We start from the raw sequence: 23432 nt of genomic DNA on the forward strand, positions 1-23432 counted from the left end.
TCTTTAGGTGGTTTACGAGATGAAGCTGAAATAAGAGGGCACCGTAAAACTTATATAGGCGCCATGCCAGGCAGGATTTTACAAAGTATTAAAAAAGCAGGGACTTCGAACCCCGTTTTCATTTTAGACGAAATAGACAAATTGGGTGCTAGTCACCAGGGCGATCCTTCTTCCGCCATGTTAGAGGTATTGGATCCTGAACAAAACAATGAATTCCACGATAATTTCCTTGAGCTGGGTTATGATCTTTCTAAAGTCATGTTTATAGCAACAGCCAATAATCTTTCTACGATTCAACCTGCCTTGCGCGATAGAATGGAGATAATAAATGTTACCGGATATACCATTGAAGAAAAAGTAGAAATTGGGAAACGACATTTGCTGCCCAAACAACTCAAAGAGCATGGGCTCTCGTCGAAAGATTTAAAAATTGGGAAACGCCAGCTGGAAAAAATTGTTGAAGGGTATACACGAGAATCCGGTGTAAGAGGGCTGGAAAAACAAATAGCGAAAATGGTCCGATATGCTGCTAAATCAATTGCTATTGAGGAGTCATATAATGTAAAGATTAGTAATGATGATATAGAAAAAGTATTGGGTCCGGCCAGGTTGGAACGCGATAAATATGAAAATAATGATATAGCCGGAGTTGTTACAGGATTGGCCTGGACCAGTGTAGGTGGAGATATTCTTTTTATAGAATCTATCCTTTTTGGTATAAATCCTTCAGTTTTTGATAAGTATAATGTTCATATTCACGTACCTGAAGGAGCAACACCCAAGGATGGTCCTAGTGCAGGTATTACAATGCTGACATCGCTGGTTTCTCTTTTTGCTCAGAAAAAGGTTAAAAAAAGCCTCGCTATGACTGGTGAGATTACTTTAAGGGGCAAAGTTTTACCTGTAGGCGGTATTAAAGAAAAAATACTTGCGGCTAAAAGGGCAAGGATAAAGGAGATAATACTATCTGAGGAAAACAGAAAAGATATCCTGGATATTAAAGAGGAATACTTAAAAGGGCTCACATTTCATTATGTTACCGATATGAGTGAGGTAATAGATAAAGCCATCACTGACCAAAAAGTAAAAAACGCCAAGAAATTATAATATGATAATACGAAACTAAATTTGCGCTTGCTTTCTTAGGATTAAGTAAAAAGGGATTTTTTAGTTTCGCTTTAAATCATTTCTCTCTACTTTTAACATATGGGAAAGATTACTATTGCAATTGATGGTTATTCTTCGACAGGAAAAAGTACCATTGCCAAAGAATTGGCCAAATCATTGAATTACGTATATGTTGATACCGGTGCAATGTACCGTGCAATTACCTTATTTGCTATAGAGAACAATTGCATTGTTGACCATGAAATTGATTTTAAGAAGTTAATTGGTCTACTTCCCAAAGCAAAACTCAAATTTCAGTTTAATGATGAATTGGGATTCTCGGAAATGTTTCTCAATGGGAAAAATGTGGAGAAGGAAATTAGAAGTATGCGAGTTTCCAAAGAGGTAAGTAAAATTTCTGTAATACCCGAAGTCCGTGAGAAATTAGTCAACATGCAACGAGAAATGGGAAATTCCAAAGGGATAGTGATGGATGGCCGAGATATTGGAACTATTGTTTTTCCTAATGCAGAGCTCAAAATATTTATGACTGCTTCTCCTGATATTAGGGCATCAAGACGCTATAAGGAATTGATTTCACGAGGAGAAAATGTTGAATTTGAAGAGGTGCTAAAAAATGTTCGTGAACGTGATTATATTGATTCAAACAGAGCATCTTCACCTCTTGTTAAAGCTCAGGATGCAATATTGTTTGATAATAGCGACATGGGCTTAAAGGAACAGTTTGAAAGAATTCATTATTACGCGCTGCAGGTCATTGATAAAAACAAAAAGAACGCTTAAAAAGCGTTCTTTTCTAAGATAAATATGTTAACTAAGCATTGGGAATAATCAAAACCTGGTCCGGATGGATTACATCCGGGTTACTTAGAATATTTGTATTTGCATTAAAGATCTGTTTGTATTTCATTGGATCGCCATAGTAGTGCTTAGCTATTTTACTAAGAGACTCTCCGCTTTTAACAACGTGGCGATGATAAACAGAAGTATCCGCAACTGTAATATTTGCCTTAATATCGGTTGGGTGTTCACCTCCAATTTCTTTTATTTTATCCCAAATCAGATCTTTTTCATATTGGGTATTAGCTTCGCCTTTGACCTTTAAAACCCCTTCTGATTCGCCTACATCCCCATCTTTTATTCCAAGTTGCTCACCCAAATTAAGGACTGACTGATATTTCTCTTTGACACTCATGTTGTATATTTTAATTGTTAGTATTTTGTGATCACGAAGTTACAAAATACCTTCTGATTTTGCTAAGAAACATGTAAATCCAGACCCTTATTTTAAACCTTCCCTTTCACAACTTTGTAAAACAACAATTTAATTGTATTTTTGCACTCCTTTTTGCAAATAATCAGGAGAAAAAAGGAAGAACAAAAAAAATTAAATAACAACTTCTGCAGGAATTGCTTAGGTCCTGAAAGTACTGCGGAATACAAATTTAATCAGCACATGGCTGAAGAAAAAGCAATAACAGAAGCAGTAGAAACTGCTGAAGTAAAAGAAGAACAAAAAGTAGAAACTCCAAAACAGGATCCTAAAGAGTTTTTGGAGAATTTCAATTGGGAGAAATACGAAGAAGGAATAGAGCGTGTTGAAGATTCCAAACTTGAAGAATTTGAAAAATTAGTTGCAGAAAATTTTGTTGATACAGCAGATGAGGAGGTTGTAGAAGGTGTGGTAACACATTTGACAGACCGTGAGGCAATTATTGATATTAACGCCAAGTCTGAAGGAGTTATCTCGCTCAATGAGTTCCGATACAACCCTGATCTGAAGATTGGTGATAAAGTTGAGGTTCTAATTGATATCCGTGAAGATAAAAGCGGACAATTGGTATTATCTCATAGAAAGGCCAGAACTATTATGGCCTGGGATAGAGTTAATGCGGCTCATGATAAGGAAGAAGTAGTTACAGGTTTTGTAAAATGCAGAACTAAGGGAGGAATGATTGTGGATGTTTTTGGAATTGAAGCATTCTTGCCTGGTTCACAGATTGATGTAAAACCTATTCGTGATTACGATCAGTATGTGGGCAAGACTATGGAGTTCAAGGTTGTTAAAATTAACCACGAATTCAAGAATGTGGTGGTTTCACACAAAGCTCTGATCGAAGCAGATATTGAAGAACAGAAGAAAGAGATTATCAGTCAGCTCGAAAAAGGTCAGGTACTAGAAGGTATAGTTAAGAACATTACTTCCTACGGTGTCTTTATTGACCTTGGTGGAGTTGATGGTCTGGTTCATATTACGGATCTTTCCTGGAGCAGGATAAATCATCCTAACGAAGTTGTGGAATTAGATCAAAAACTCAATGTAGTTATTCTCGATTTTGATGATAATAAATCCAGAATTCAACTAGGTCTTAAACAATTGGAAAAACATCCCTGGGATGCTCTGGGAGATGAAATAAAAATTGGAGACAAAGTAAAAGGAAAAGTAGTTGTAATTGCAGATTATGGTGCCTTTTTAGAAGTAGCTGAAGGAGTAGAAGGATTGATTCATGTATCCGAAATGTCCTGGTCAACGCATTTGAGATCTGCACAGGATTTTGTGAAAGTTGGTGATGAACTCGAAGCCGTTGTTTTAACTCTCGACAGAGAAGATCGTAAAATGTCACTGGGGATCAAGCAATTAACACCAGATCCTTGGACAGATATCACTTCTAAGTATCCTGTTGGTTCACGACATAAAGGTATTGTCCGAAACTTTACCAATTTTGGTGTTTTTGTTGAACTTGAAGAAGGAATAGATGGATTAATTTATATCTCAGATCTTTCCTGGACCAAGAAAATTAAACACCCTTCAGAATTTGTAACAGTTGGTGATACTCTTGAAGTTGAAGTCCTTGAGCTCGATGTAGAAGGTCGTAAATTAAGTTTAGGCCACAAACAAACTACTGAAAATCCATGGGACAAATATGAAAAGGAATTTGCCCTTGGAACGGTTCACAAAGCTGCCATTTCTGAAATAGTAGATAAAGGTGCTGTTATAGACTTTAATGAAGACATAACCGCGTTCGTACCTCAGCGTCATATGGAAAAAGAGGATGGTAAAAAGTTGAATAAAGGCGAAGAGGCTGAATTCAAGATTATTGAATTCAATAAAGAATTCAAACGAGTAGTAGCAAGTCACACTGCTATTTTCAGAGAAGAAGAACAACGTAATGTAAAGGCGGCTAAAAAGAAAGCAGCTGCTTCAGCAGAAGAGGCTAAACCAACTTTGGGGGATGCCAATGAGCAGTTACAAGCGTTGAAAGACAAGATGGAAGCCAATAAGAAAAAATAGGTTTTTAAGAAGTCTTCTTCACTAGAATTAAATATAAAAGTCCTGATATACACATCAGGACTTTTTTTATTTCTTTTAAAATGAGAGACTAAGATCCTTACAATTTTGGATCCTTCATTTAAATTAAGTAGAAATCCCTACTTTTGTAGTTGAAAAGAGTAGGTTATCTAGCCCATGAGTCAAAAAGTATTGCTTTCTTCTAAAGAGATTAACATTATACTACACCGCCTGGCTTGTCAACTATTAGAACATCATTTAGATTTTTCGGAGACTGCATTAATAGGAATACAACCCCGCGGAATTTTTCTGGCTCAACGACTTTCAAAAATTCTTAAAGAAGATTATGGGGTAAGCCAAATTAATCTGGGACTTCTCGATATAACTTTTTACAGGGATGATTTTAGACGAGGAGAAAAAACCCTCGAGGCCAGCAGTACTAAAATGGATTTTCTTGTGGAAGGTAAAAAAGTTGTCCTTATAGATGATGTTCTCTATACAGGCAGGAGCATTCGTGCAGCCTTAACGGCGATCCAGTCTTTTGGAAGACCCAGGGAGATAGAATTATTAACCCTTATTGATCGTCGCTTTAGCAGGCATTTGCCAATTCAGCCTAACTATCGTGGAAGACAGGTAGATGCTATAAATGAGGAGAAAGTAAAGGTTATGTGGAAGGAAAATGACGGAAAAGATATTATTTATTTGGTAAGTAAATAGGGAACAGATGAGCGAATTGAGTGTAAAACACTTGTTGGGCATAAAATATCTTAAAGAAAAAGATATCCAACTAATTTTTGAGACCGCTGATCACTTCAAAGAGGTTATTAACCGATCAATTAAAAAAGTCCCTTCTCTCCGTGATATAACCATTGCAAATATTTTCTTCGAAAGCAGTACCAGAACTAAGCTGTCTTTTGAACTTGCCGAAAAACGGTTATCTGCTGATGTGATTAATTTTTCTGCAGCTCAGTCATCGGTTAAAAAAGGAGAAACACTAATTGATACGGTCAATAATATCCTTTCTATGAAAGTAGATATGGTGGTAATGAGACATCCCAGTCCCGGAGCAGGCATATTTCTTTCACAACATGTAGATGCAGCAATTGTAAATGCAGGTGATGGCGCCCATGAACATCCAACTCAGGCTCTTTTGGATTCTTATTCTATTCGTGAAAAATTGGGTGATGTCTCCGGAAAAAATGTAGTTATTGTCGGAGATATTCTTCATTCCAGAGTGGCCTTGTCAAATATTTTTGCCTTAAAATTACAAGGCGCAAATGTAAAAGTGTGCGGTCCTCGTACCTTGCTGCCAAAGTATATAGAATCTTTAGGGATAGAGATAGAGACCGATCTTGTAAAGGCATTAAATTGGTGTGATGTGGCCAATATGTTGAGGATTCAGAATGAACGCTTAGATATAAGTTATTTTCCAACAACCAGGGAATATACGCAACAATACGGAGTTAATAAGGCAATTCTGGATGGTCTGGATAAGGAAATTGTAATTATGCACCCCGGCCCAATTAATCGAGGCGTTGAGATAACCAGCGATGTAGCCGATTCTAAACAATCCATAATTCTTAATCAGGTTGAAAACGGAGTGGCTATTCGTATGGCCGTAATATATTTATTAGCTTCGAAAATAAAATAGTGAATTATGATTTTTGATAAAAAGGGTAATACTACTATAGTTTACCAGGAAAACATTTCCTTGAGAAAATTCATAGAGAATCTGAACAGATCATACAAGAATATTAAAAACGATCATTTAATTATTAACCTATTTTCGTTCTCTGAGATTACTTCAAATGATATCCTGGAGTTTCTTCAGCTATCTAACACACACCGGGCGGACAATAAATCATTTGTGTTGGTAACCAATAAAGTGGAATATGATCAGGTACCTGATGAGATATGTCTGGTACCAACGATCCAGGAGGCCAATGACATTATTGAAATGGAAGAAATTGAACGTGATCTTGACTTGTGATTAATGAATTATAACCTTGCCCAAATTAATATTGCCCGTATGCTGGCCCCTTTGGATAGCCCGATTATGAAAGATTTTGTAGATAATCTGGATCGAATTAACCAAATAGCGGAATCAAGTGATGGTTTTGTTTGGCGATTAATTGAGGACGATACCAGTGATTCGGCCGTTGAGGTGTTCCATGATGATTTTATTGTTGTAAATATGTCTTTATGGAAATCAATTAAAGCACTTTTCGACTTCACTTATAAATCTGATCACAAGGATATATTTAAAAGGAGAAAAGAATGGTTCTCAAATATGAAAGAAATGCATATGGTCTGCTGGTATATACCTGAAGGTGATTATCCTACGCCTCAGGATGGAAAGGACAGGCTTGAATATCTCAATAAGTACGGGGAAAGCCCTTATGCCTTTACTTTAAAGAGCAATTTTACACCAATACAGGCCAGCCTCTATAAATTGGAAACCAGGAAACAACGATGAAGCTGCACATCCTCGGTTGCTATGCTGCTACCCCTAGAACATTGACTAACCCTACATCTCAGGTATTAGAAATAGAAAACCACTTATTTCTAATAGACTGCGGTGAAGGAACACAGGTGCAGTTAAGAAAGAATAAAATAAAATTCTCGAGGATTGAACGTATTTTTATTTCGCATTTACATGGGGATCACTTTTTCGGGTTACCGGGACTAATTTCAACTTTTAGATTGCTGGGTAGAGAAAAAGATTTGCATATATATGGCCCCAAAGGCATTCAAGAGGCTATTACCTTACTACTTAAACTTGGCAATTCCTGGACGAATTATAAACTTATTTTTCATGAATTATCTTCCAGTAAATCTGAAGTTATTTTTGAAGATACAAAAGTGAAGGTTAAGACAATTCCTATGGATCATAGGATTTATACTAATGGCTTCTTATTTAGTGAATTACCCGGTGAGCGCAAATTAAATGTACTTGCAACATCAAAGCATAAAATTGACAAAGCGTATTTCAGGAGTATAAAACAGGGTAAGGATATAAAACTGGATGATGGTTCAGTCATTGCAAATTCACAACTAAGTCTGGATCCACCTCCGCCAAAACACTATGCTTATTGCAGTGATACCGGGTTTAATAGGGATGTGATACCGCTTATAAAGGAAGTTGATCTATTGTATCACGAATCCACTTTTTTAGAATCCGAAGCACATTTAGCAAAAAAAACAAAGCATTCTACTGCAACAGATGCCGCAACAATAGCAAAAGAAGCCAAAGTATTTAGACTAATCCTGGGACATTTTTCTACCAGGTATAAGTCCATACAGCCATTCAAAGAAGAAGCTATCAAGGTTTTTAATAATGTTGATCTGGCGGATGACGGTAAGATATTCGAAATTTGATCAAAGTAGTTTTCAAAAAATGGGTCTCAACCTTCCAATTCTGGCAAAAGAAGATTGTTCAAAGCTTTCCGACCATTTTATAAAAATTCAATAACACTTCACTTTTATACATCTTTTCCCCAACTTTGTAGAGTTAATGTTTGTCTTTTAAGAAATGCATAGAGATTTAGGGAATAATCGGAAATCATATAATAAAAGTGCCCTTACGGAAGAGGCCATATCAGACAATCCTCTGGAATTATTTCAGAAATGGTTTTATGAAGTTGAGGCTACAGAAGGAATAGATGAACCTAATGCCATGACGATTTCGACTCTGGGTTTGGATGGGTTTCCAAAAAGCAGGGTAGTCCTTCTCAAAAAGTATACGTTTGAGGGGTTTATTTTTTATTCTAATTACGAGAGTGAAAAAGGCAAGGCAATTCAGGCAGATCCAAGAGTTTGTTTGTCATTTTTTTGGCCCATTATGGAACGCCAGATTATTATTAAAGGCAAAGCTGAGAAAATTGCCAAAAATCTTTCCGATGGTTATTTTGAGTCCAGACCTGAAGGAAGTAAATTAGGAGCCATTGTATCCGATCAAAGTAGTGTAATTGAGTCCAGAGAAGTCTTGGAAATTGAATTGAAGAAATTAGAAGAAAAATATAAAGGAAAGGAAATTGAACGCCCGGATTATTGGGGTGGTTATCTTGTCAGGCCGGTATCTATGGAATTTTGGCAGGGCAGGGATAATAGGTTACACGACAGAATCCGATACTCCCTACAAAAAGATTTTGATTGGAAAATTGAGCGACTGGCTCCATAAAACTATTTTAATTATGAAAACAGTTATTCTGGTTAGGCATGGGAAATCATCCTGGGAATACCGAGTAAGCGACCAGGACAGGCCCTTACAGAAGAGGGGAATTAATGATGCTCATCTTGTAAGCGCTGAATATAAGAGGCTATCCCAGAATATAGATTCAGCATATTCTAGTCCGGCAAACAGGGCTCTTCATACCTGCATGATATTCCTAAGGACTTTTAATTATCCTTTGGAAAAATTAAGGATCAGGGATCAATTGTATGATTTTTCGGGAGAAGCCGTAATGTCCTTTATAAAAGAACTGGATGATAAACATAACAAAGTACTGATTTTTGGCCACAATTATGCACTAACCAACGTTGTAAATCATTTGGGTAACAAGGCTATTGATAATGTACCTACTTCGGCTTTGGTACAAATCAGCTTTGATGTCACCAGTTGGAAAGAGATTAAAAATGGTGTAACTGAACATGTCCTTATTCCAAAACAACTCAGATAATGATTAAGACTAAAAATCAATACATCAACCGGGAAATTAGCTGGTTGATGTTTAATGATCGTGTATTACAGGAGAGTGCGGATAAAAACGTTCCATTGATAGAACGACTTCGGTTTTTAGGAATTTTCTCCAATAATTTGGATGAGTTTTTTAAAGTAAGGTACGCTACTATTAAAAGAATTGTCCTGGCAGGTAAAAAAGGGAAGAGTGCCCTGGGAGGGGAGAAGGCAAAGGACTTGCTAGCAGAAATTACCAAAATTGTAATTGATCAACAAAGTAAAAGCCTTGAAATTCATGGCGATATTGAGCAAGAGTTAGAAAGTCAGGGTATTTTTCTTATCAATGAAACTGAAGTATCTGAAAGCCAGGCTGAATTCCTTAAAAATTATTTCATAGAAAAGGTTAGCCCCCTGTTAATGACTATCGTTCTAAATGATCTTAACCAATTCCCTCTCTTAAAGGATACTGAAGCTTACCTGGCTGTAAAAATGGTTCTTAAGGATTCCGAAGAAGATCAAAAGGACCAAAGTATTGAGAAGAATCGGTATGCGCTGATAGAGATACCCACAGGCACGGACCGCTTTGTGGTTTTGCCACCTGAAGGAAATAAAAATTTTATCATTATACTAGATGACCTGATCAGGTTTTGTTTGGATCGCATATTTCCCATGTTTGACTATAAGTCAATTTCTGCTCATATGATTAAAATAACAAGAGATGCGGAATTAGACATTGACAATGATTTGAGCAAAACATTTATAGAAAAAATATCTTCAAGCGTTCAAGGAAGAAAAATTAGTGACCCGGTTCGGTTTGTATATGATAAAAGTATAGGTGAGGATACCCTGGAATTTCTAAAAGGTAAAATGGGTATCAAGGATACAGATAGTGTAATTCCGGGAGGTCGTTATCACAACAGACGGGATTATATGAGCTTCCCAAGTTTAGGAAGACAAGATCTTATGTATGACAAAATCACACCTCTTCCCGTAAAAGGTCTGAGTCTGGAAGCAAGCTTATTGGAGCACATAGCTGAAAAGGATTTCCTTATGTACGCGCCATACCATACTTTTTCTTATATCATCAAATTCCTAAGGGAAGCTGCATTGGATCCGAAGGTAAAAAGCATAAAAATCACTGTATATCGTCTTGCAAAAGATTCACAAGTGGCAGCATCTTTAATAAATGCAGTAAAAAATGGTAAAAAAGTTACCATGCAGATAGAATTACGGGCTCGTTTTGACGAACAGGCGAATATTAAATATGCGGAAGAATTACAAGCCGAAGGTGTAAAGCTGATCTTTGGAGTCCCCGGTTTAAAAGTTCACAGCAAAATTTGCGTAATTGAACGGGAGGAGGGAGATTTAATTAAGCGGTATGGATTTATTAGTACCGGAAACTTCAATGAATCAACAGCTAAAATATATACAGATTATACGCTTTTTACGGCTAACGAAGCTATTTTAAAAGAACTCAAGATTGTCTTTGATTTTTTTGAAACCACTTACAAAATATACAAATACAAACATTTGATTGTTTCTCCCCACTATACAAAAAGTTTGTTTAAGAAGTTTATTGACAAAGAAATAGAATCTGCAAAACAAGGGAGAGATGCTTACATAAAAATAAAGATGAACAGCTTTACCTCCTATGAAATGGTGGATAAATTATATGAGGCTAGCAGGGAAGGGGTCAAAATCCAGGTAGATAAATTATATGAGGCGAGTAGGGCAGGGGTCAAAATCCAGCTTATTATCAGAGGTGTGTGTTGTCTTATCCCCGGGGTTGAAGGTATGAGTGAAAATATTGAAGCTATAAGTATTGTTGATAAATTTTTGGAGCATCCGCGGGTCTTTATTTTTGGCAATGACGGTAACCCTAAAATCTATATTTCATCGGCAGACTGGATGACACGTAATTTGGATAATAGGGTGGAGGTTGGATGCCCAATTTATGATGAAGATATTAAACAGGAATTAATAGATACTTTTGAAATTTCCTGGAGGGATAACGTAAAAGCCCGAATTTTTAATGGAGAACAGAACAATATTTATAGGAAGAATGAATTACCTAAGTTGCGCTCTCAATTCGCAATTTATGATTATTACCGTAATAAATTGAATCAGAAAAATATAGAAATTTGAATATAGGGAGGTTGTTTTCCAATTTAAGCGCAGGCCATAACAATTTCAGGTCCTGAAATTCATCTGGCCGATAGAATTATAAAACCTGGTAGCGTGAAAAGGATCTATTCCTAAAATAATTTGATAAGAAAACAATTGGATTTTATATTAGTGGTCGCAAATATGTATTGGTTTTGGGCTAACCGTGAATAGTCTCTTTCTTCCCAAGATTTTTCATAATCTCTGCTTCATAAAGTAAAAGCTCCTGCCATTTTTTATCTACTTCTTCCTTTTGGCCATATTTTCTGGCAAATTTCAAAAACATGCTGTAATGTCCTGCTTCACTAACCATGAGTTTGTGATAAAAAGCTGCCAATTCCTTGTCCTGAAGTTGCTCTGAAAGCAACCTGAACCGCTCACAACTCCTGGCTTCAATTAATGCGGCATATAAAAGGCGATGCACAAGCTGTGTAATCCGATTTCCTCCTTTCGGAAAAAATTTCATAAGTTGAATGACGTATTCGTCCTTGCGATACCTCCCCAGGGTTTTACCTCGATTAAGGATCTTGTCATGTACCATTTTAAAATGACCCATTTCTTCCCGTGATAATGCTATCATTTCCTGTACCAACTCTGGATATTCCGGAAAATTAATTATCAATGAGATAGCCGTACTTGCAGCCTTTTGTTCACAATAGGCATGATCAGTCAGAATTTCATCAATATTTTTTTCCACAATGTTTACCCATCGGGGATCAGTTGGTAATTTGAGTCCTAACATAACTTGAATTTTTGCTAAATTAAAAAGAACCTGTGAAACACTTGTGCTAATTAAAAACTATATCCGAATTATAATAGAAGAGGTTTGTAGTTATCTTAATATATTTGTACAGTCAAAGAATTCCCTTTTGTTTAACTCCTTATTTACTTAGTAGATAGAATATATGCTGCATCTGGATACATGTAAAGAATTGTCTAAAATACTTGGCGACAGTTTAGATGAAGAAACACGTGCCTGGATAAAGAACAAATTAGACATTATTATTGAATCAAAATCTGCAAAGGAATTATATCTATCCTATAGTTTAATAGCCGGTAAAATTGATTCTGCAATAAAACCAAAAATCCAGGGAGTAAATCAGGAATTGACCCAATACTTAATCGCACATAATGCAGACCTTCTCCAAATTGCCCGGATTTATCTGCTCACCAGAGTGCTTGAATCAGATAAAGCATATTTTTCATCTAAGGTGGCAAATCTTATTCAGGTAGCTGATACTAGTGAGCTTGAAACTTTTTTGAAGTTTTTAATACTTTTACCAAATGCTGGGGACTTTAACCAGGTAGGAGTTGAGGCATTGCGAACTAATATTGGGACTATTTTTGACGCCATTGCATTAAACAACCCATATCCTTCGAAATACTTTAATGATCAGCAATGGAATCAGATGTATTTGAAAGCGGCATTTATGGAACGTAATTTGGGAGAGATTGTTGATATAGATAAAAGAGCTAATAGCGATTTAGCCAGAATTATATCAGATTATGCCCATGAGCGCTGGGCGGCTTCAAGGGATATTGATCCCTTGTTCTGGAGACCTGTATCAGGATTTTTGGAAGGTATATTGCTAAAAGATATGGATCATTTGTTTAAAAGTGAAAATAGGATTGAGAATTTGGCTGCTGCACTTTGTTGTTATTATTCTCCGCAACCAGAAGCCATTGAACTCTTGAACAAGTATCCTCATTTAAAGGAGAAGGTAGCGAATAATGAGGTTACCTGGGAAAATTTAAAAAAATAAACTATGCAGGAAAAAATGATGATAATTGACCCTCATATACATATGACTTCGAGGACAACCGATGACTACGAAGCTATGGCAGCATCCGGAATTGTTGCAATTATTGAGCCCTCTTTCTGGTTAGGTCAGCCGCGTACTCAAGTTGGATCATTTCAAGATTATTTCAGTAGCCTTGTAGGGTGGGAACCATTTAGGGCAAGTCAGTTTGGGATTAAACACTATTGTACCATAGGATTGAATTCTAAAGAGGCCAATAATGAAGCCCTGGCTGAACAGGTAATGGAACTTTTGCCTTTATACCTTCACAAAGAAAATGTTGTTGCCATTGGAGAAATAGGCTATGATGATCAGACGCCTGCCGAGGATAAGTATTTTAGAGAACAACTTGAACTTGCCAAGGAACTAAATATGACGGTTCAGGTTCATACGCCACATAGGGATAAGAAAGCCGGAACTCTCAGGAGCATGGAAGTATGTATTGAACATAAACTGGATCCCGGTAATGTAATAATTGATCATAATAATGAGGAAACCGTAAAAGACGTCTTAGATAAAGGTTTTATAGCCGCTTTTACCATTTATCCCAAAACCAAAATGGGTAATGAACGTATGGTAGAAGTAGTCCGTAAATATGGCAGTTCCAATATAATAGTAGATAGTTCTGCAGACTGGGGCGTCAGTGACCCGTTGGCTGTACCGAAAACAGCGGCCCTAATGTTAAAGCGAGGTATAGCCCGTGAAGATGTTGTGAAAACCTGTTATCAAAATGCATTGGATGCTTTTAGCAAAAATGGGAAAATGAAAGAATCAGACTGGTTGAATCCGCAGGGGATCAATCAATCTATTCTTTTTAATGATAATAGTGTTTTAAGGGGACAGGAACCTCGTATAGATGCAGATCAAATAAATTAGAATGAACATGGTGCTCCTCGGGTACGCAAAGCTTACCAGGCCAGCAAACTTGCCCACCGCCATGGCCGATATATTGGCTGGTGCCTGTATTTCCGGACTAACTTTCTTAATTACAGCAGACACTTCCTTAAACGGACCTGCATACCTAAATTTAATCTTACTTATATTTTCCTCGATTTTCCTTTATGCCGGGGGAGTTGTTCTAAATGACGTGTTTGATTTTAAAATTGACGAGATAGAACGACCAGAAAGGCCGATTCCAAAAGGAGACGTATCTCTAAAAGGAGCTTCATTATTTGGAACCGGATTATTGCTGTCAGGAGTCTTCTTATCATTCTTTGTGAATCAACTTAGTGGTATTATAGCTGTTATTCTGGCTTTGATGATCCTACTTTATGATTCTTTTACCAAAAAATATCAATTCCTGGGTCCTCTAAATATGGGGCTATGCAGAGCATTAAACCTTATTTTAGGAATGTCTTTATTCGGTGAAATATTTCATTGGATGTATGCCGTAATTCCTCTTTTGTATATTTTTGCCATTACGCTAATTAGCAGGGGAGAGGTTTATGGGGAAAATAAAAAGCATATAATTTGGGCAGGACTATTATATGCAATGGTTGTTTTTATCATTTTGATGATTACACCGGATATACGGACACAGTGGATTAGTTTATTTCCTTTCATGGGTTTGTTTATATTTCTGATTTATAGGCCATTAATTAGAGCATATAAAGTAAATTCACCTGAAAACATTAAAAAAGCTGTAGTCAGTGGTGTGCTTTCAATAATTGTTTTGGATGCATCACTCGCTGTAGCATTTGACGGATGGCAGTTTGGTTTAATTGTTTTACTATTGCTACCCTTGTCATACATACTCGCTAAGATATTTGCGGTAACATAAATTAGAAGCATGCAATTAAAACCCATAGAACGGTCTTTTGCTGTAAACTTTAAATATAGTTTACATTTTACAAGCGGCTTATTTGAGAGCAACAACGATTTGTTCAAGGAGGTCATACAGTCTTACAAACCAAATGAAAAGGTAAAACTACTATTCGTCATAGACGATGGGGTACTTAAAAATCATCCTAAGTTAAGTGAAAGCATAAAAGAATATTGTCTTCTGCATAATAATCAATTGCTGTTAACAGAGTGTTTGGTAACTCCCGGTGGAGAAAAATCCAAAAACGACCATAATAATGTCGATAAGATAATAGCCGCAATTAACAATAATGCAATTTGCAGGCACTCCTTTGTGATTGTCATTGGGGGTGGCGCAGTAATAGATATGGCCGGGTATGCCGCTTCAATTGCTCACAGGGGGGTTAAACTTATTCGTATTCCAACTACAGTACTTTCTCAAAATGATGCAGCGATTGGGGTCAAGAATGGAATAAATGCTTATAACAAAAAGAATTTTATAGGCACTTTTGCCCCACCTTACGCCATATTAAATGACAGCAAATTTTTGGCAAGCCTTGAACAGCGCGATTGGATTGCGGGTCTGGCCGAGGCCATTAAGGTTGCTCTTATCAAAGATGAAGTTTTCTTTAAAACAATTAAGGAAAATGCAATTAAATTGAAAGAACGCGATATGGATGCCATGCTTAACACTATTTACCGGTGTGCCGAAATGCATATGGAACATATTGCCAAAGGTGGCGATCCATTTGAAAGTGGATCTTCCAGACCGTTGGATTTTGGTCATTGGTCCGCTCATAAATTGGAACAGATGAGTGACTATTCTTTGAGGCATGGTGAAGCCGTGGCAAAGGGCATTGCACTCGATTTGACATATTCTCAGCTCATGGGTTTTATTTCAGTTGATATTTTGGAAGAAATATTGGCTGTAATGACAGAAATTGGCTTTGATTTATCTATTCCTATTTCAGGATACAATGAAATACAAGAGTTATTAAAGGGGATCCAGGAGTTTCGGGAGCATCTTGGAGGGGAATTGACAATAACATTAATAAATGGCATTGGCAAGAAAATAGATGTTCACCAAATAGATATGGAATTAATGAAGAAGGCAGTAAATTCCCTGAATAGTAAATATAAAATTAATGTAGCATAAACTATGCTGATCAATGATAAATACCATCTGACTTATTGCACCAATATTCATCCGGGACAGGATTGGGCCAGCACTTTTCAGAGTATAGTCGACTACCTGCCTGTTATAAAGAAGAATATTTCAAAGGAACAACCATTTGGTATAGGATTGCGACTATCCAATAGAGCAAGTGAAGAACTTGCAATGAATGATAATCTTCCACAATTTAAAAGTTGGTTAATTAAAAACGGTCTTTATGTATTTACTATGAACGGTTTTCCTTACGGAAATTTTCATGATGAAGTTGTAAAAGATAAAGTACACGAGCCCGATTGGACAACAAGAGAAAGGGTCAATTATACCGTAAGACTGTTTGAACAGTTAGCTTTTCTTTTACCTGAAGGTATTTCCGGAGGTATTTCTACATCGCCAATTAGCTACAAGCATTGGCATGCAAGTGCAAAAGAGAAAAAAGCTGTCATGGAGAAGGGAGCGATACATTTGTCTGAGCTCATACTTAAACTCCATGAACTTGAAGAAAGTACATCCAAGTATCTTCATATAGATATTGAACCGGAACCGGATGGGATGCTTGAAAATACTGAAGATGTGTTAACTTTCTATGCCAAAATTCTTTTACCAATTGCAAAGAAAGAGCTGATAAAAAAGCTTAATGTAGGTGAAGAAAAGGCTGAAAATTTGGTTTTGCGCTATTGTACGCTTTGTTATGATATCTGTCATTTTTCACTGGCCTTTGAAGAACCCACGTATACGTTTGAAAAATTAAAGAATGCCGGAATCAAAATTGGAAAAATACAGGTCAGTGCTGCGTTAAAAGCTAAATTTAATACCTTACATAAGGATAAAATATGGGAAACGCTGGGGAAATTTGATGAGCCTACCTATCTGCATCAGGTGACTGTAAATTCAAATGAGGGGGTTAAAACTTATAATGACCTGCCCATTGTTCTCAAGAACAAACCAGATGTGGAAGAATTAAGAGCTCATTTTCATGTGCCTATTTTTCTTGAATCTTTTGAAGAACTATACTCTACTCAGGATCATATCCTCAAGGTGATAGCTATTCTCAAGCAACATCTTATTTCAGAACACCTGGAAGTTGAGACATACACCTGGGATGTTCTTCCTGGTTATCTTAAAAAAGACCTTTCAGAATCCATAATCCGGGAAATGAAGTGGCTAATAGACAAACTATAAAAGGTATGAATAAAACCGTTGTTCTGAATGTTGTTGGTTTGACCAAAAGATTAATTGGTGAGCATACGCCTTTTATTAAATCGTTTCTTGCAAATGGTAATTCGGCCTCAATTACACCGGTTCTTCCAGCGGTCACTTGTACTTCTCAAACAACGTATCTTACAGGTAAATGGCCAACAGAACACGGTATTGTCGGCAATGGATGGTATTTTAAGGATGAATGTGAGGTAAAATTCTGGAGACAATCTAACAAACTAATTAAAAGTGACAAGTTATGGGATGAGATGAAGCAACTGGATAGTAATTTTAGTTGCGCTAATCTTTTCTGGTGGTATAATATGTATTCCACAGTCGATTTCAGTGTTACACCACGTCCTAATTATCTTGCAGATGGCAGGAAGATTCCCGACATCTATTCACATCCTCCTGAATTAAGGGACCAGTTGCAAAATAAGCTTGGTACATTTCCATTATTTAATTTTTGGGGTCCTAAAACTTCAGTAAAATCTAGTCAGTGGATAGCAGATGCCGCCATTAATACTGACAAATTATATGATCCTACGCTCACATTGGTTTACCTGCCGCATTTGGATTATAATTTACAGAGACATGGTATTGACTTCCCAAAAATTAGCAAGGATCTTAGGGAAATTGATGAGGTTGTGAAAAAGCTGGTAAATTACTATGATAAAAGAAATACGAATATAGTGCTACTCTCCGAATATGGTATTACCAATGTAAACAATCCAATTCACATTAATCGTATTCTACGCTCTGAGGGTTTAATAAGCGTAAGGGAGGAAAGAGGCCTTGAGCTATTAGATGCAGGTGCCAGTAAAGCATTTGCCGTAGCCGATCATCAAATAGCGCATGTTTATTTGAATGATCCTGCTACAAAAAAGAGAGTCAAAAAATTATTGGAAGGTATTGATGGTATTGAAAGAGTTTTGTCGACAAGTGAACTGGAGGCAACAAATCTAAATCATGACAGGTGTGGTGATTTAGTCTTGATTGCCGAAAAAAATTCATGGTTTACCTATTACTTCTGGATGGATGATGCAAAAGCTCCGGATTATGCAAGAATGGTAGATATACACAAAAAACCCGGGTATGATCCGGTAGAAATGTTTACAGATCCTGATGATAAATTTGTCATGCCAAAAGTTATATTGAAGCTTTTGAAGAAGAAACTTGGATTTAGGACAGTAATGAATATAATACCTCTAAAAGCAGATTTGGTTAAGGGTTCTCATGGCAGACTCCCGGAGGACATGACAGATTACCCAATATTTATTACAAACAATAGAAGTTCATTAAATCGAGAACTTTATAAATCTACGGAAGTTTATGGGCTTCTGGCTAAACTGTTAACCGGATAAAATCTTAAATTATGAAAAACCTCTTCAAAATTCTTTCTCTGATATTTACACTGCTGTTTATTTGGGCCGCATATGTTCAGTATAATGATCCTGACGCTTTGTTGTGGTATGCTATCTATGGAGTTGCCGCTGCGGCCTCCTTGTTATTTTATCTGGGCAAATTAAATGTTACAGGTGCAGTTATTCTAAGTGGTATTTATTTTGTTAGTACTTTCCTTATGTGGCCAGAACAATATGAAGGGGTAACTATTGGTAATGGTGATATTGACAATATTGAAAGGGGTAGAGAATCCTTAGGACTGCTCATTGTGGCAGTAATAATGCTCATTTATGCCTTTAGGCTCCGATTGACTAATAAGTCAAAGGTCTAGATCAAACTCTTTTCTTAGGAGATCAATGGCAGGGTTTATTTCCCTTAATTTTTGGTACTTCTCTTCGGGGGTATAGGCAAACTTTTTGGCAATTTCTTCGTTGACGCTTATTTTCAGCTCAATGCTATAATTATTGAGTTCTTTTCTTAGAAACTTCAAAAGTTGAAATTGTTCCCTTTCTATTTCTTTTTTCATTGTACCATTCGGGAGCTCAATAAATATCTGTGTTTGATCAACTATTTTGGGCTTGTCGGAACTTAGATTCGAAGCCATTATCTTTTTACCTGCCTTATCCAACTTTTGAATATATGACTCCCAATGTTTTAATAAATCCTCTTTTGTAAAACTTTCTTTAGGTAGATCATCTTCATCAATGACTACTTCAATCTTTTTGAGTTGATGCTCTTTTTTTGCCTTTAAACTGGATAATGATAACCCGGAAATTCTTTTAGATCGCTCTTTAATTTTAATTTTTCTATTAGGATCTGATATCAATACTTCCTCTGCCATTATTTCTGTTAGAGGCTGGGCATCAATTTTTTCTGTTATTGGGGATTCATTGGAGTAATTGATTTCTGCTTCCTTCTCTTCTGGGATGACTTTTTTTATTTTCTCCGAGATTTCAGCAGATTCTACAGATGCCTTCCCTTGGCTGATAGGCATGGTATCCATAAAAAAGGAAGTAGGAATTAATTGAATTTCACCGCTCCATTCTGAGCTGAGGTTTTCAAGATTTTTTTTTTCACCATTAAAATCTATGGAGGCTAGTTTCATCAGGGTCAATTCAACCAATAATCTATGGTTTTTACTGGCTTTGTAATTAAGATCACATTCATTAGCGATAGATATCCCTTTTAATAAAAAAGATTCAGAAGTCTTTTTAGATTGCTCCAGATACTTTGTTTTAGCCTTTTCACCAACTTCTAAAAGAGCAATGGTATCTTCATGCCTGCAAACCAAAAGATCTCTGAAATGTGAAGCCAGACCATTAATAAAATGGTGCCCCTCAAAACCCTTAGCCAGCGTATTATTGAACAAAACCAGTAACTGAGGGATATTATGTTCCAGAATTAAATCTGTAGTCGTAAAGTATGTATCATAGTCCAGGACATTTAAATTCTCTGTAACAGCGGCTCTTGTAAGCTCCTTTCCCGAGAAACTTACTACACGGTCAAAAATAGACAAGGCATCTCTCATAGCGCCATCTGCCTTCTGAGCAATGATGTGCAGCGCGTCATCTTCTGCCTCAACTCCTTGCTGTTCGGCAATATATTTGAGATACTTGGCGGCGTCTTTAACGGTTATCCGTTTAAAGTCAAATATCTGGCAACGAGACAAAATAGTTGGTATTATTTTGTGCTTTTCAGTAGTTGCTAAAATGAAAATAGCATGTTTGGGTGGTTCTTCAAGAGTTTTTAAAAATGCGTTGAAAGCAGATTGAGATAGCATATGTACCTCATCTATGATATACACTTTGTATTTTCCAACCTGAGGTGGAATACGCACCTGATCTATCAAACTCCTGATATCATCAACGGAATTGTTGGATGCCGCATCCAGTTCAAAAATATTGAATGCAAAATCTTCATCTTCTTTTTCAGTACCGTCCTGATTTATCTTTTTGGCCAAAATCCTTGCACATGTCGTCTTACCAACACCTCTGGGACCGCAAAATAAAAGCGCTTGTGCAAGATGGTTATTCTCAATAGCATTCTGCAGCGTGTTTGTAATGGCTTCCTGACCCACAACATCCTTAAAGGTCTTGGGTCTGAATTTACGTGCCGATACAATAAATGGTTCCAAATAAACAAGCTTTTGTAGACTAAATATAAGCGCCTAACGGGTTATATACAAATATAGAAATAGCCGTTCATTTTGGCGTTTATTTTAGACATAGATGCCCAATTTTTATCAACAATTAATTGGTTGAGGTACTATTGGCCAGGGGCAAGATTCCAAAATGCTTTTATTTTGTTGTGGGTATTTTTGAAACAATACAAGAATTATGCTATAAACCTTAATAATTGTTTAAATCTTTTTGGCTTAAAAGGGATGTTGTACCTTTGCATTAAACAGGTCACCTTATCGCGCTCGCATTTTATGTGGGTGAGGAAAGTCCGGACACCATAGTGCAGCATAGCGGGTAACCCCCGTCTATTCCCCCATGTGGGGAAGAAGGACAAGTGCAACAGAAAGGAAGTACAGGTAATGCTGTAGTGAAATCAGGTAAACTCTATGCGGTGAAACGCCATGTATATCAGCGTCTGAGAGCGGCACGTTCAAGCTGAAGGGTAGGCGGTTAGAACTTTTGGGTAACCACAGGTCCAGATAAATGATAAGGGGGGTCTCTTTGAGGCTTTACAGAATCCGGCTTACGACCTGCTTTTAGAAAAAATCCTTTATTTTTTACGATTTATTTTAAATCTTAGGAGTAAGGGATTTTTTTATTCTGAGCTTTAATCTAATTCAAAAAAACTAAAAATACTTCCTCCGTATTTCTTCATGTATTTAAAATGTTCAAGAGCAGATAAATCTGTGTGCTTGGAATGCTCTATTATCAAAATACCATTATCATTCAATAATTGCCTTTCAAAAATAATTGAAGCAATCCTTGAACAATCGTCAACAGTAAAGCTATACGGAGGGTCAACAAATATTATATCAAAATTCAGGGTTACTTTTTCAATAAATTTAAAAACGTCATTTTTTATAGCAGAAATGTTGAAGTCAAGTTCATTAGCCGTTTTAGCTATAAACTTTATACATCTGTAATCTTTATCAACTGCTACAATTTCTTTGCTGCCCCTGGAGGCAAACTCAAAACTTATATTTCCTGTTCCGGAAAATAAGTCAAGTACCTTTAAATCCTCAAAGTAGTAGTTGTTATTTAAGATGTTGAATAAAGCTTCTTTAGCCATGTCCGTAGTAGGACGTACCGGTAGTCCTCTAGGCGCATTAATGCGGCGACCCTTATGTGAACCGGATATAATTCGCATTAAAGTGCATTTAGAACAGTGAAATCTACTACATCTTTCTCAAGTTCTTCTGTAGAATAAATATCACTTGGTGGAATAAACAATGAAATATGATGTATATATTCATAAGCAATATTGTAGAGCTCATCTCTCATATCTACTTCTCCGAAAAGTCTTAATTTGATAGTTTCTGTATCCAGTTTCAGTTGTTCCAAAGTAAAAAGCAGGTAATAAATAAAATCTTCCTTGGTTTTAAATGGAAAACTATTGAAGAACAATAATTGTTTTTGATTAAGTACAGTAATATCCATTTGATTATCTGCCACGTGCACATAACAAATGGTCTCATTTCCGTTACTGTGTGAATTTAACAACGATTGGACCATGACTGTCCCATGGTGCATGAATTCAAATTCCCCAAAAAGGTCATAAATATAATTGTTGATATTTACAAAAGGCACATAAACATTTACCATATCATAACTGGCTATCTCATCATATTCAATAAGGTCATTGGCGAGTATTTTGACATTAAACTTTAGATAATTGGCAAGTTCTGCGGTATCAAATAATGCTTTAGGAACAAGACTAAATAAATTATTCCTGTGGATGACCACAACTTCAGAAAACGAATAATCTTCAACCTCTGAATCCCGGAAAAGCTGCTTTAATTCATTTAGCATCTCATAAGGACTTAGCTCTTTTCCGAAGCTAAGCCGCTTGAAATCTTTTATCGTGTTAGCTATAGTATCCACGATACAAAAAGAAAGTCCATTCAAGCTAACCTGAATGGACAATTTATGATAATCTTCAATATTGTTATAGGTCTCCTTTTTTGTCATAAATAGGTGGCCAGTTCCCATTAGTACTCACATCTGTAAGCGAACCTACTTTAATTTCTGATCCGTTTACTTCTTCAACACTTATTTGAGCATTTTCTTTCGTCAAAAGATCCTTTGGCTGGTCGTATAAAATTACATCCTTTTTAACTTTGGCTTCAAAAACCGGTGCTTTGTAACCTCCCTTATCAATAATATCTGCTTTCATGGTAAATGTTTCTCCACCTTGGGCATAAGGAACATTCATCATGCTTTTATAGCGATCATCACCTTTAAACAAAGAATCCTTTACGGAAACAAATCCAAGTGTGTCTATAATCGTTATTTCCCTTAATAAATCAATTCCATAAACCTTGTCAAATTCCATGTATGAAGAATCTCTTTGTTGGGTAATGGTATATTTTCCTGAGTCTACAAACGAAATAAGGCTTTTGAAGTCATTGGCAAATTTTCCATTCACAGTCCTGTAAGCTTCCTGTGAATTTCTAATATCTTTTAAAGTAGAAATAACTTTCGAAAAGCGATCTTCTTTTACCTTTTGAAACTCAATTGGCCCGGTTACAGATCTATATATCATGTATCCAAGTCCTACGCAAATTATCCAAAGTACTATCTGAAGTATGGTTTTCATTTTTAACTGGTATTAATTAACTTTAGT

The 23432-nt window shown here is 36.4% G+C and carries 24 protein-coding genes and 1 other RNA gene; 19 read left to right on the forward strand and 6 right to left on the reverse strand.

All coding sequences use genetic code 11. The annotated features are described in order from the left end of the window. Together Q0X89_RS11120 and cmk are read left to right on the forward strand one after the other, a co-directional pair. Positions 1-1107: S16 family serine protease (locus tag Q0X89_RS11120; RefSeq protein ID WP_297694119.1), on the forward strand; the 1107-nt coding region annotated here is incomplete at its 5' end. A gap of 99 nt (positions 1108-1206) precedes the next feature. Further along, the gene (gene cmk, locus Q0X89_RS11125; RefSeq protein WP_297694121.1) at positions 1207-1911 is read left to right on the forward strand and encodes a (d)CMP kinase; all 705 of its coding nucleotides are present in this window, start codon (positions 1207-1209) and stop codon (positions 1909-1911) included. A 31-nt stretch (positions 1912-1942) separates the two neighbouring features. On the opposite strand, the gene Q0X89_RS11130 is transcribed toward cmk, so the two are convergent. Next, positions 1943-2323, reverse strand: a complete 381-nt coding sequence (locus Q0X89_RS11130; RefSeq protein WP_297694123.1) for a LysM peptidoglycan-binding domain-containing protein — start codon at positions 2321-2323, stop codon at positions 1943-1945. A gap of 261 nt (positions 2324-2584) precedes the next feature. On the opposite strand from Q0X89_RS11130, the gene rpsA reads away from it, so the two are divergent. From rpsA to ppk1, 9 genes are all read left to right on the forward strand, one after another. Next, a complete protein-coding gene (gene rpsA / locus Q0X89_RS11135; protein WP_297694125.1) occupies positions 2585-4420 on the forward strand; it encodes a 30S ribosomal protein S1 in 1836 nt (611 codons plus the stop codon). A 174-nt stretch (positions 4421-4594) separates the two neighbouring features. After that, positions 4595-5134, forward strand: coding sequence for a bifunctional pyr operon transcriptional regulator/uracil phosphoribosyltransferase PyrR (gene pyrR, locus Q0X89_RS11140; protein ID WP_297694127.1), 540 nt, complete (start codon positions 4595-4597; stop codon positions 5132-5134). Between the two features lie 7 nt (positions 5135-5141). Further along, positions 5142-6068, forward strand: coding sequence for an aspartate carbamoyltransferase catalytic subunit (locus tag Q0X89_RS11145; protein ID WP_297694129.1), 927 nt, complete (start codon positions 5142-5144; stop codon positions 6066-6068). A 6-nt stretch (positions 6069-6074) separates the two neighbouring features. Continuing rightward, the gene (locus Q0X89_RS11150; protein WP_297694131.1) at positions 6075-6407 is read left to right on the forward strand and encodes a ribonuclease Z; all 333 of its coding nucleotides are present in this window, start codon (positions 6075-6077) and stop codon (positions 6405-6407) included. A 3-nt stretch (positions 6408-6410) separates the two neighbouring features. Then, entirely contained in the window at positions 6411-6893 is a 483-nt protein-coding gene (locus Q0X89_RS11155; protein WP_297694133.1) for a DUF3291 domain-containing protein, read from the forward strand. Continuing rightward, the gene (locus Q0X89_RS11160; protein WP_297694135.1) at positions 6890-7795 is read left to right on the forward strand and encodes a ribonuclease Z; all 906 of its coding nucleotides are present in this window, start codon (positions 6890-6892) and stop codon (positions 7793-7795) included. Before Q0X89_RS11155 ends, Q0X89_RS11160 begins: the two co-directional genes overlap by 4 nt. 154 nt (positions 7796-7949) lie before the next feature. Continuing rightward, entirely contained in the window at positions 7950-8597 is a 648-nt protein-coding gene (gene pdxH, locus Q0X89_RS11165; protein ID WP_297694137.1) for a pyridoxamine 5'-phosphate oxidase, read from the forward strand. Between the two features lie 13 nt (positions 8598-8610). Further along, positions 8611-9096, forward strand: coding sequence for a histidine phosphatase family protein (locus Q0X89_RS11170; RefSeq protein WP_297694139.1), 486 nt, complete (start codon positions 8611-8613; stop codon positions 9094-9096). Then, positions 9096-11240 carry a polyphosphate kinase 1 gene (gene ppk1 / locus Q0X89_RS11175; protein ID WP_297694140.1) on the forward strand — a complete coding sequence of 715 codons (2145 nt, stop codon included), beginning with the start codon at positions 9096-9098 and terminating at the stop codon, positions 11238-11240. Before Q0X89_RS11170 ends, ppk1 begins: the two co-directional genes overlap by 1 nt. Positions 11241-11418: 178 nt before the next feature. On the opposite strand, the gene Q0X89_RS11180 is transcribed toward ppk1, so the two are convergent. Next, complete coding sequence (locus Q0X89_RS11180; protein WP_297694142.1) at positions 11419-12000, reverse strand: tRNA-(ms[2]io[6]A)-hydroxylase; 582 nt, start codon at positions 11998-12000, stop codon at positions 11419-11421. 163 nt (positions 12001-12163) lie between these two features. Here Q0X89_RS11180 and Q0X89_RS11185 point away from each other — a divergent pair, with 163 nt between their 5' ends. From Q0X89_RS11185 to Q0X89_RS11215, 7 genes are read left to right on the forward strand one after another with little or no spacing between them, the layout of a single operon-like run. After that, complete coding sequence (locus tag Q0X89_RS11185) at positions 12164-13021, forward strand: EboA domain-containing protein (RefSeq protein ID WP_297694144.1); 858 nt, start codon at positions 12164-12166, stop codon at positions 13019-13021. Between the two features lie 3 nt (positions 13022-13024). Then, entirely contained in the window at positions 13025-13933 is a 909-nt protein-coding gene (locus tag Q0X89_RS11190; RefSeq protein ID WP_297694146.1) for a TatD family hydrolase, read from the forward strand. A 1-nt stretch (position 13934) separates the two neighbouring features. Then, entirely contained in the window at positions 13935-14837 is a 903-nt protein-coding gene (gene eboC / locus Q0X89_RS11195) for a UbiA-like protein EboC (RefSeq protein ID WP_297694148.1), read from the forward strand. A gap of 9 nt (positions 14838-14846) precedes the next feature. Next, complete coding sequence (locus Q0X89_RS11200) at positions 14847-16013, forward strand: 3-dehydroquinate synthase (protein WP_297694150.1); 1167 nt, start codon at positions 14847-14849, stop codon at positions 16011-16013. Positions 16014-16016: 3 nt separating this feature from the next. Beyond that, a complete protein-coding gene (eboE, locus tag Q0X89_RS11205) occupies positions 16017-17210 on the forward strand; it encodes a metabolite traffic protein EboE (RefSeq protein WP_297694152.1) in 1194 nt (397 codons plus the stop codon). Positions 17211-17215: 5 nt separating this feature from the next. Beyond that, positions 17216-18589, forward strand: coding sequence for an alkaline phosphatase family protein (locus tag Q0X89_RS11210; protein WP_297694154.1), 1374 nt, complete (start codon positions 17216-17218; stop codon positions 18587-18589). A gap of 11 nt (positions 18590-18600) precedes the next feature. Next, positions 18601-18960: a transmembrane 220 family protein gene (locus Q0X89_RS11215; RefSeq protein ID WP_297694156.1), complete on the forward strand. Its 360-nt coding sequence runs from the start codon at positions 18601-18603 to the stop codon at positions 18958-18960. On the opposite strand, the gene Q0X89_RS11220 is transcribed toward Q0X89_RS11215, so the two are convergent. Next, positions 18949-20763, reverse strand: a complete 1815-nt coding sequence (locus Q0X89_RS11220) for a DNA polymerase III subunit gamma/tau (RefSeq protein ID WP_297694158.1) — start codon at positions 20761-20763, stop codon at positions 18949-18951. The two genes, Q0X89_RS11215 and Q0X89_RS11220, sit on opposite strands and share 12 nt — an antisense overlap. A 266-nt stretch (positions 20764-21029) precedes the next feature. Between Q0X89_RS11220 and rnpB the strand changes: the two genes are divergently transcribed. Beyond that, positions 21030-21350: RNase P RNA component class A (gene rnpB, locus Q0X89_RS11225), an RNA gene on the forward strand. Positions 21351-21416: 66 nt separating this feature from the next. Here rnpB and rsmD read toward each other — a convergent pair. From rsmD to Q0X89_RS11240, 3 genes are read right to left on the reverse strand one after another with little or no spacing between them, the layout of a single operon-like run. Beyond that, positions 21417-21956, reverse strand: coding sequence for a 16S rRNA (guanine(966)-N(2))-methyltransferase RsmD (gene rsmD, locus Q0X89_RS11230; RefSeq protein ID WP_297694160.1), 540 nt, complete (start codon positions 21954-21956; stop codon positions 21417-21419). Then, entirely contained in the window at positions 21956-22777 is an 822-nt protein-coding gene (locus tag Q0X89_RS11235) for a DUF3822 family protein (protein ID WP_297694163.1), read from the reverse strand. Before Q0X89_RS11235 ends, rsmD begins: the two co-directional genes overlap by 1 nt. Further along, positions 22755-23405: a hypothetical protein gene (locus tag Q0X89_RS11240; RefSeq protein WP_297694164.1), complete on the reverse strand. Its 651-nt coding sequence runs from the start codon at positions 23403-23405 to the stop codon at positions 22755-22757. Before Q0X89_RS11240 ends, Q0X89_RS11235 begins: the two co-directional genes overlap by 23 nt. Between the last annotated feature and the right edge of the window lie 27 nt (positions 23406-23432).

This window comes from uncultured Eudoraea sp. (assembly GCF_947258525.1).
Lineage (GTDB): Bacteria > Bacteroidota > Bacteroidia > Flavobacteriales > Flavobacteriaceae > Eudoraea.

Bases quoted from the DNA above. Each gene is read 5' to 3' on its own strand.
- cmk (WP_297694121.1), top strand. From the start codon at position 1,207: ATGGGAAAGATTACTATTGCAATTGATGGTTATTCTTCGACAGGAAAA.
- Q0X89_RS11130 (WP_297694123.1), bottom strand. From the start codon at position 2,323: ATGAGTGTCAAAGAGAAATATCAGTCAGTCCTTAATTTGGGTGAGCAA.
- rpsA (WP_297694125.1), top strand. From the start codon at position 2,585: ATGGCTGAAGAAAAAGCAATAACAGAAGCAGTAGAAACTGCTGAAGTA.
- pyrR (WP_297694127.1), top strand. From the start codon at position 4,595: ATGAGTCAAAAAGTATTGCTTTCTTCTAAAGAGATTAACATTATACTA.
- Q0X89_RS11145 (WP_297694129.1), top strand. From the start codon at position 5,142: ATGAGCGAATTGAGTGTAAAACACTTGTTGGGCATAAAATATCTTAAA.
- Q0X89_RS11150 (WP_297694131.1), top strand. From the start codon at position 6,075: ATGATTTTTGATAAAAAGGGTAATACTACTATAGTTTACCAGGAAAAC.
- Q0X89_RS11155 (WP_297694133.1), top strand. From the start codon at position 6,411: ATGAATTATAACCTTGCCCAAATTAATATTGCCCGTATGCTGGCCCCT.
- Q0X89_RS11160 (WP_297694135.1), top strand. From the start codon at position 6,890: ATGAAGCTGCACATCCTCGGTTGCTATGCTGCTACCCCTAGAACATTG.
- pdxH (WP_297694137.1), top strand. From the start codon at position 7,950: ATGCATAGAGATTTAGGGAATAATCGGAAATCATATAATAAAAGTGCC.
- Q0X89_RS11170 (WP_297694139.1), top strand. From the start codon at position 8,611: ATGAAAACAGTTATTCTGGTTAGGCATGGGAAATCATCCTGGGAATAC.
- ppk1 (WP_297694140.1), top strand. From the start codon at position 9,096: ATGATTAAGACTAAAAATCAATACATCAACCGGGAAATTAGCTGGTTG.
- Q0X89_RS11180 (WP_297694142.1), bottom strand. From the start codon at position 12,000: ATGTTAGGACTCAAATTACCAACTGATCCCCGATGGGTAAACATTGTG.
- Q0X89_RS11185 (WP_297694144.1), top strand. From the start codon at position 12,164: ATGCTGCATCTGGATACATGTAAAGAATTGTCTAAAATACTTGGCGAC.
- Q0X89_RS11190 (WP_297694146.1), top strand. From the start codon at position 13,025: ATGCAGGAAAAAATGATGATAATTGACCCTCATATACATATGACTTCG.
- eboC (WP_297694148.1), top strand. From the start codon at position 13,935: ATGAACATGGTGCTCCTCGGGTACGCAAAGCTTACCAGGCCAGCAAAC.
- Q0X89_RS11200 (WP_297694150.1), top strand. From the start codon at position 14,847: ATGCAATTAAAACCCATAGAACGGTCTTTTGCTGTAAACTTTAAATAT.
- eboE (WP_297694152.1), top strand. From the start codon at position 16,017: ATGCTGATCAATGATAAATACCATCTGACTTATTGCACCAATATTCAT.
- Q0X89_RS11210 (WP_297694154.1), top strand. From the start codon at position 17,216: ATGAATAAAACCGTTGTTCTGAATGTTGTTGGTTTGACCAAAAGATTA.
- Q0X89_RS11215 (WP_297694156.1), top strand. From the start codon at position 18,601: ATGAAAAACCTCTTCAAAATTCTTTCTCTGATATTTACACTGCTGTTT.
- rsmD (WP_297694160.1), bottom strand. From the start codon at position 21,956: ATGCGAATTATATCCGGTTCACATAAGGGTCGCCGCATTAATGCGCCT.
- Q0X89_RS11235 (WP_297694163.1), bottom strand. From the start codon at position 22,777: ATGACAAAAAAGGAGACCTATAACAATATTGAAGATTATCATAAATTG.
- Q0X89_RS11240 (WP_297694164.1), bottom strand. From the start codon at position 23,405: ATGAAAACCATACTTCAGATAGTACTTTGGATAATTTGCGTAGGACTT.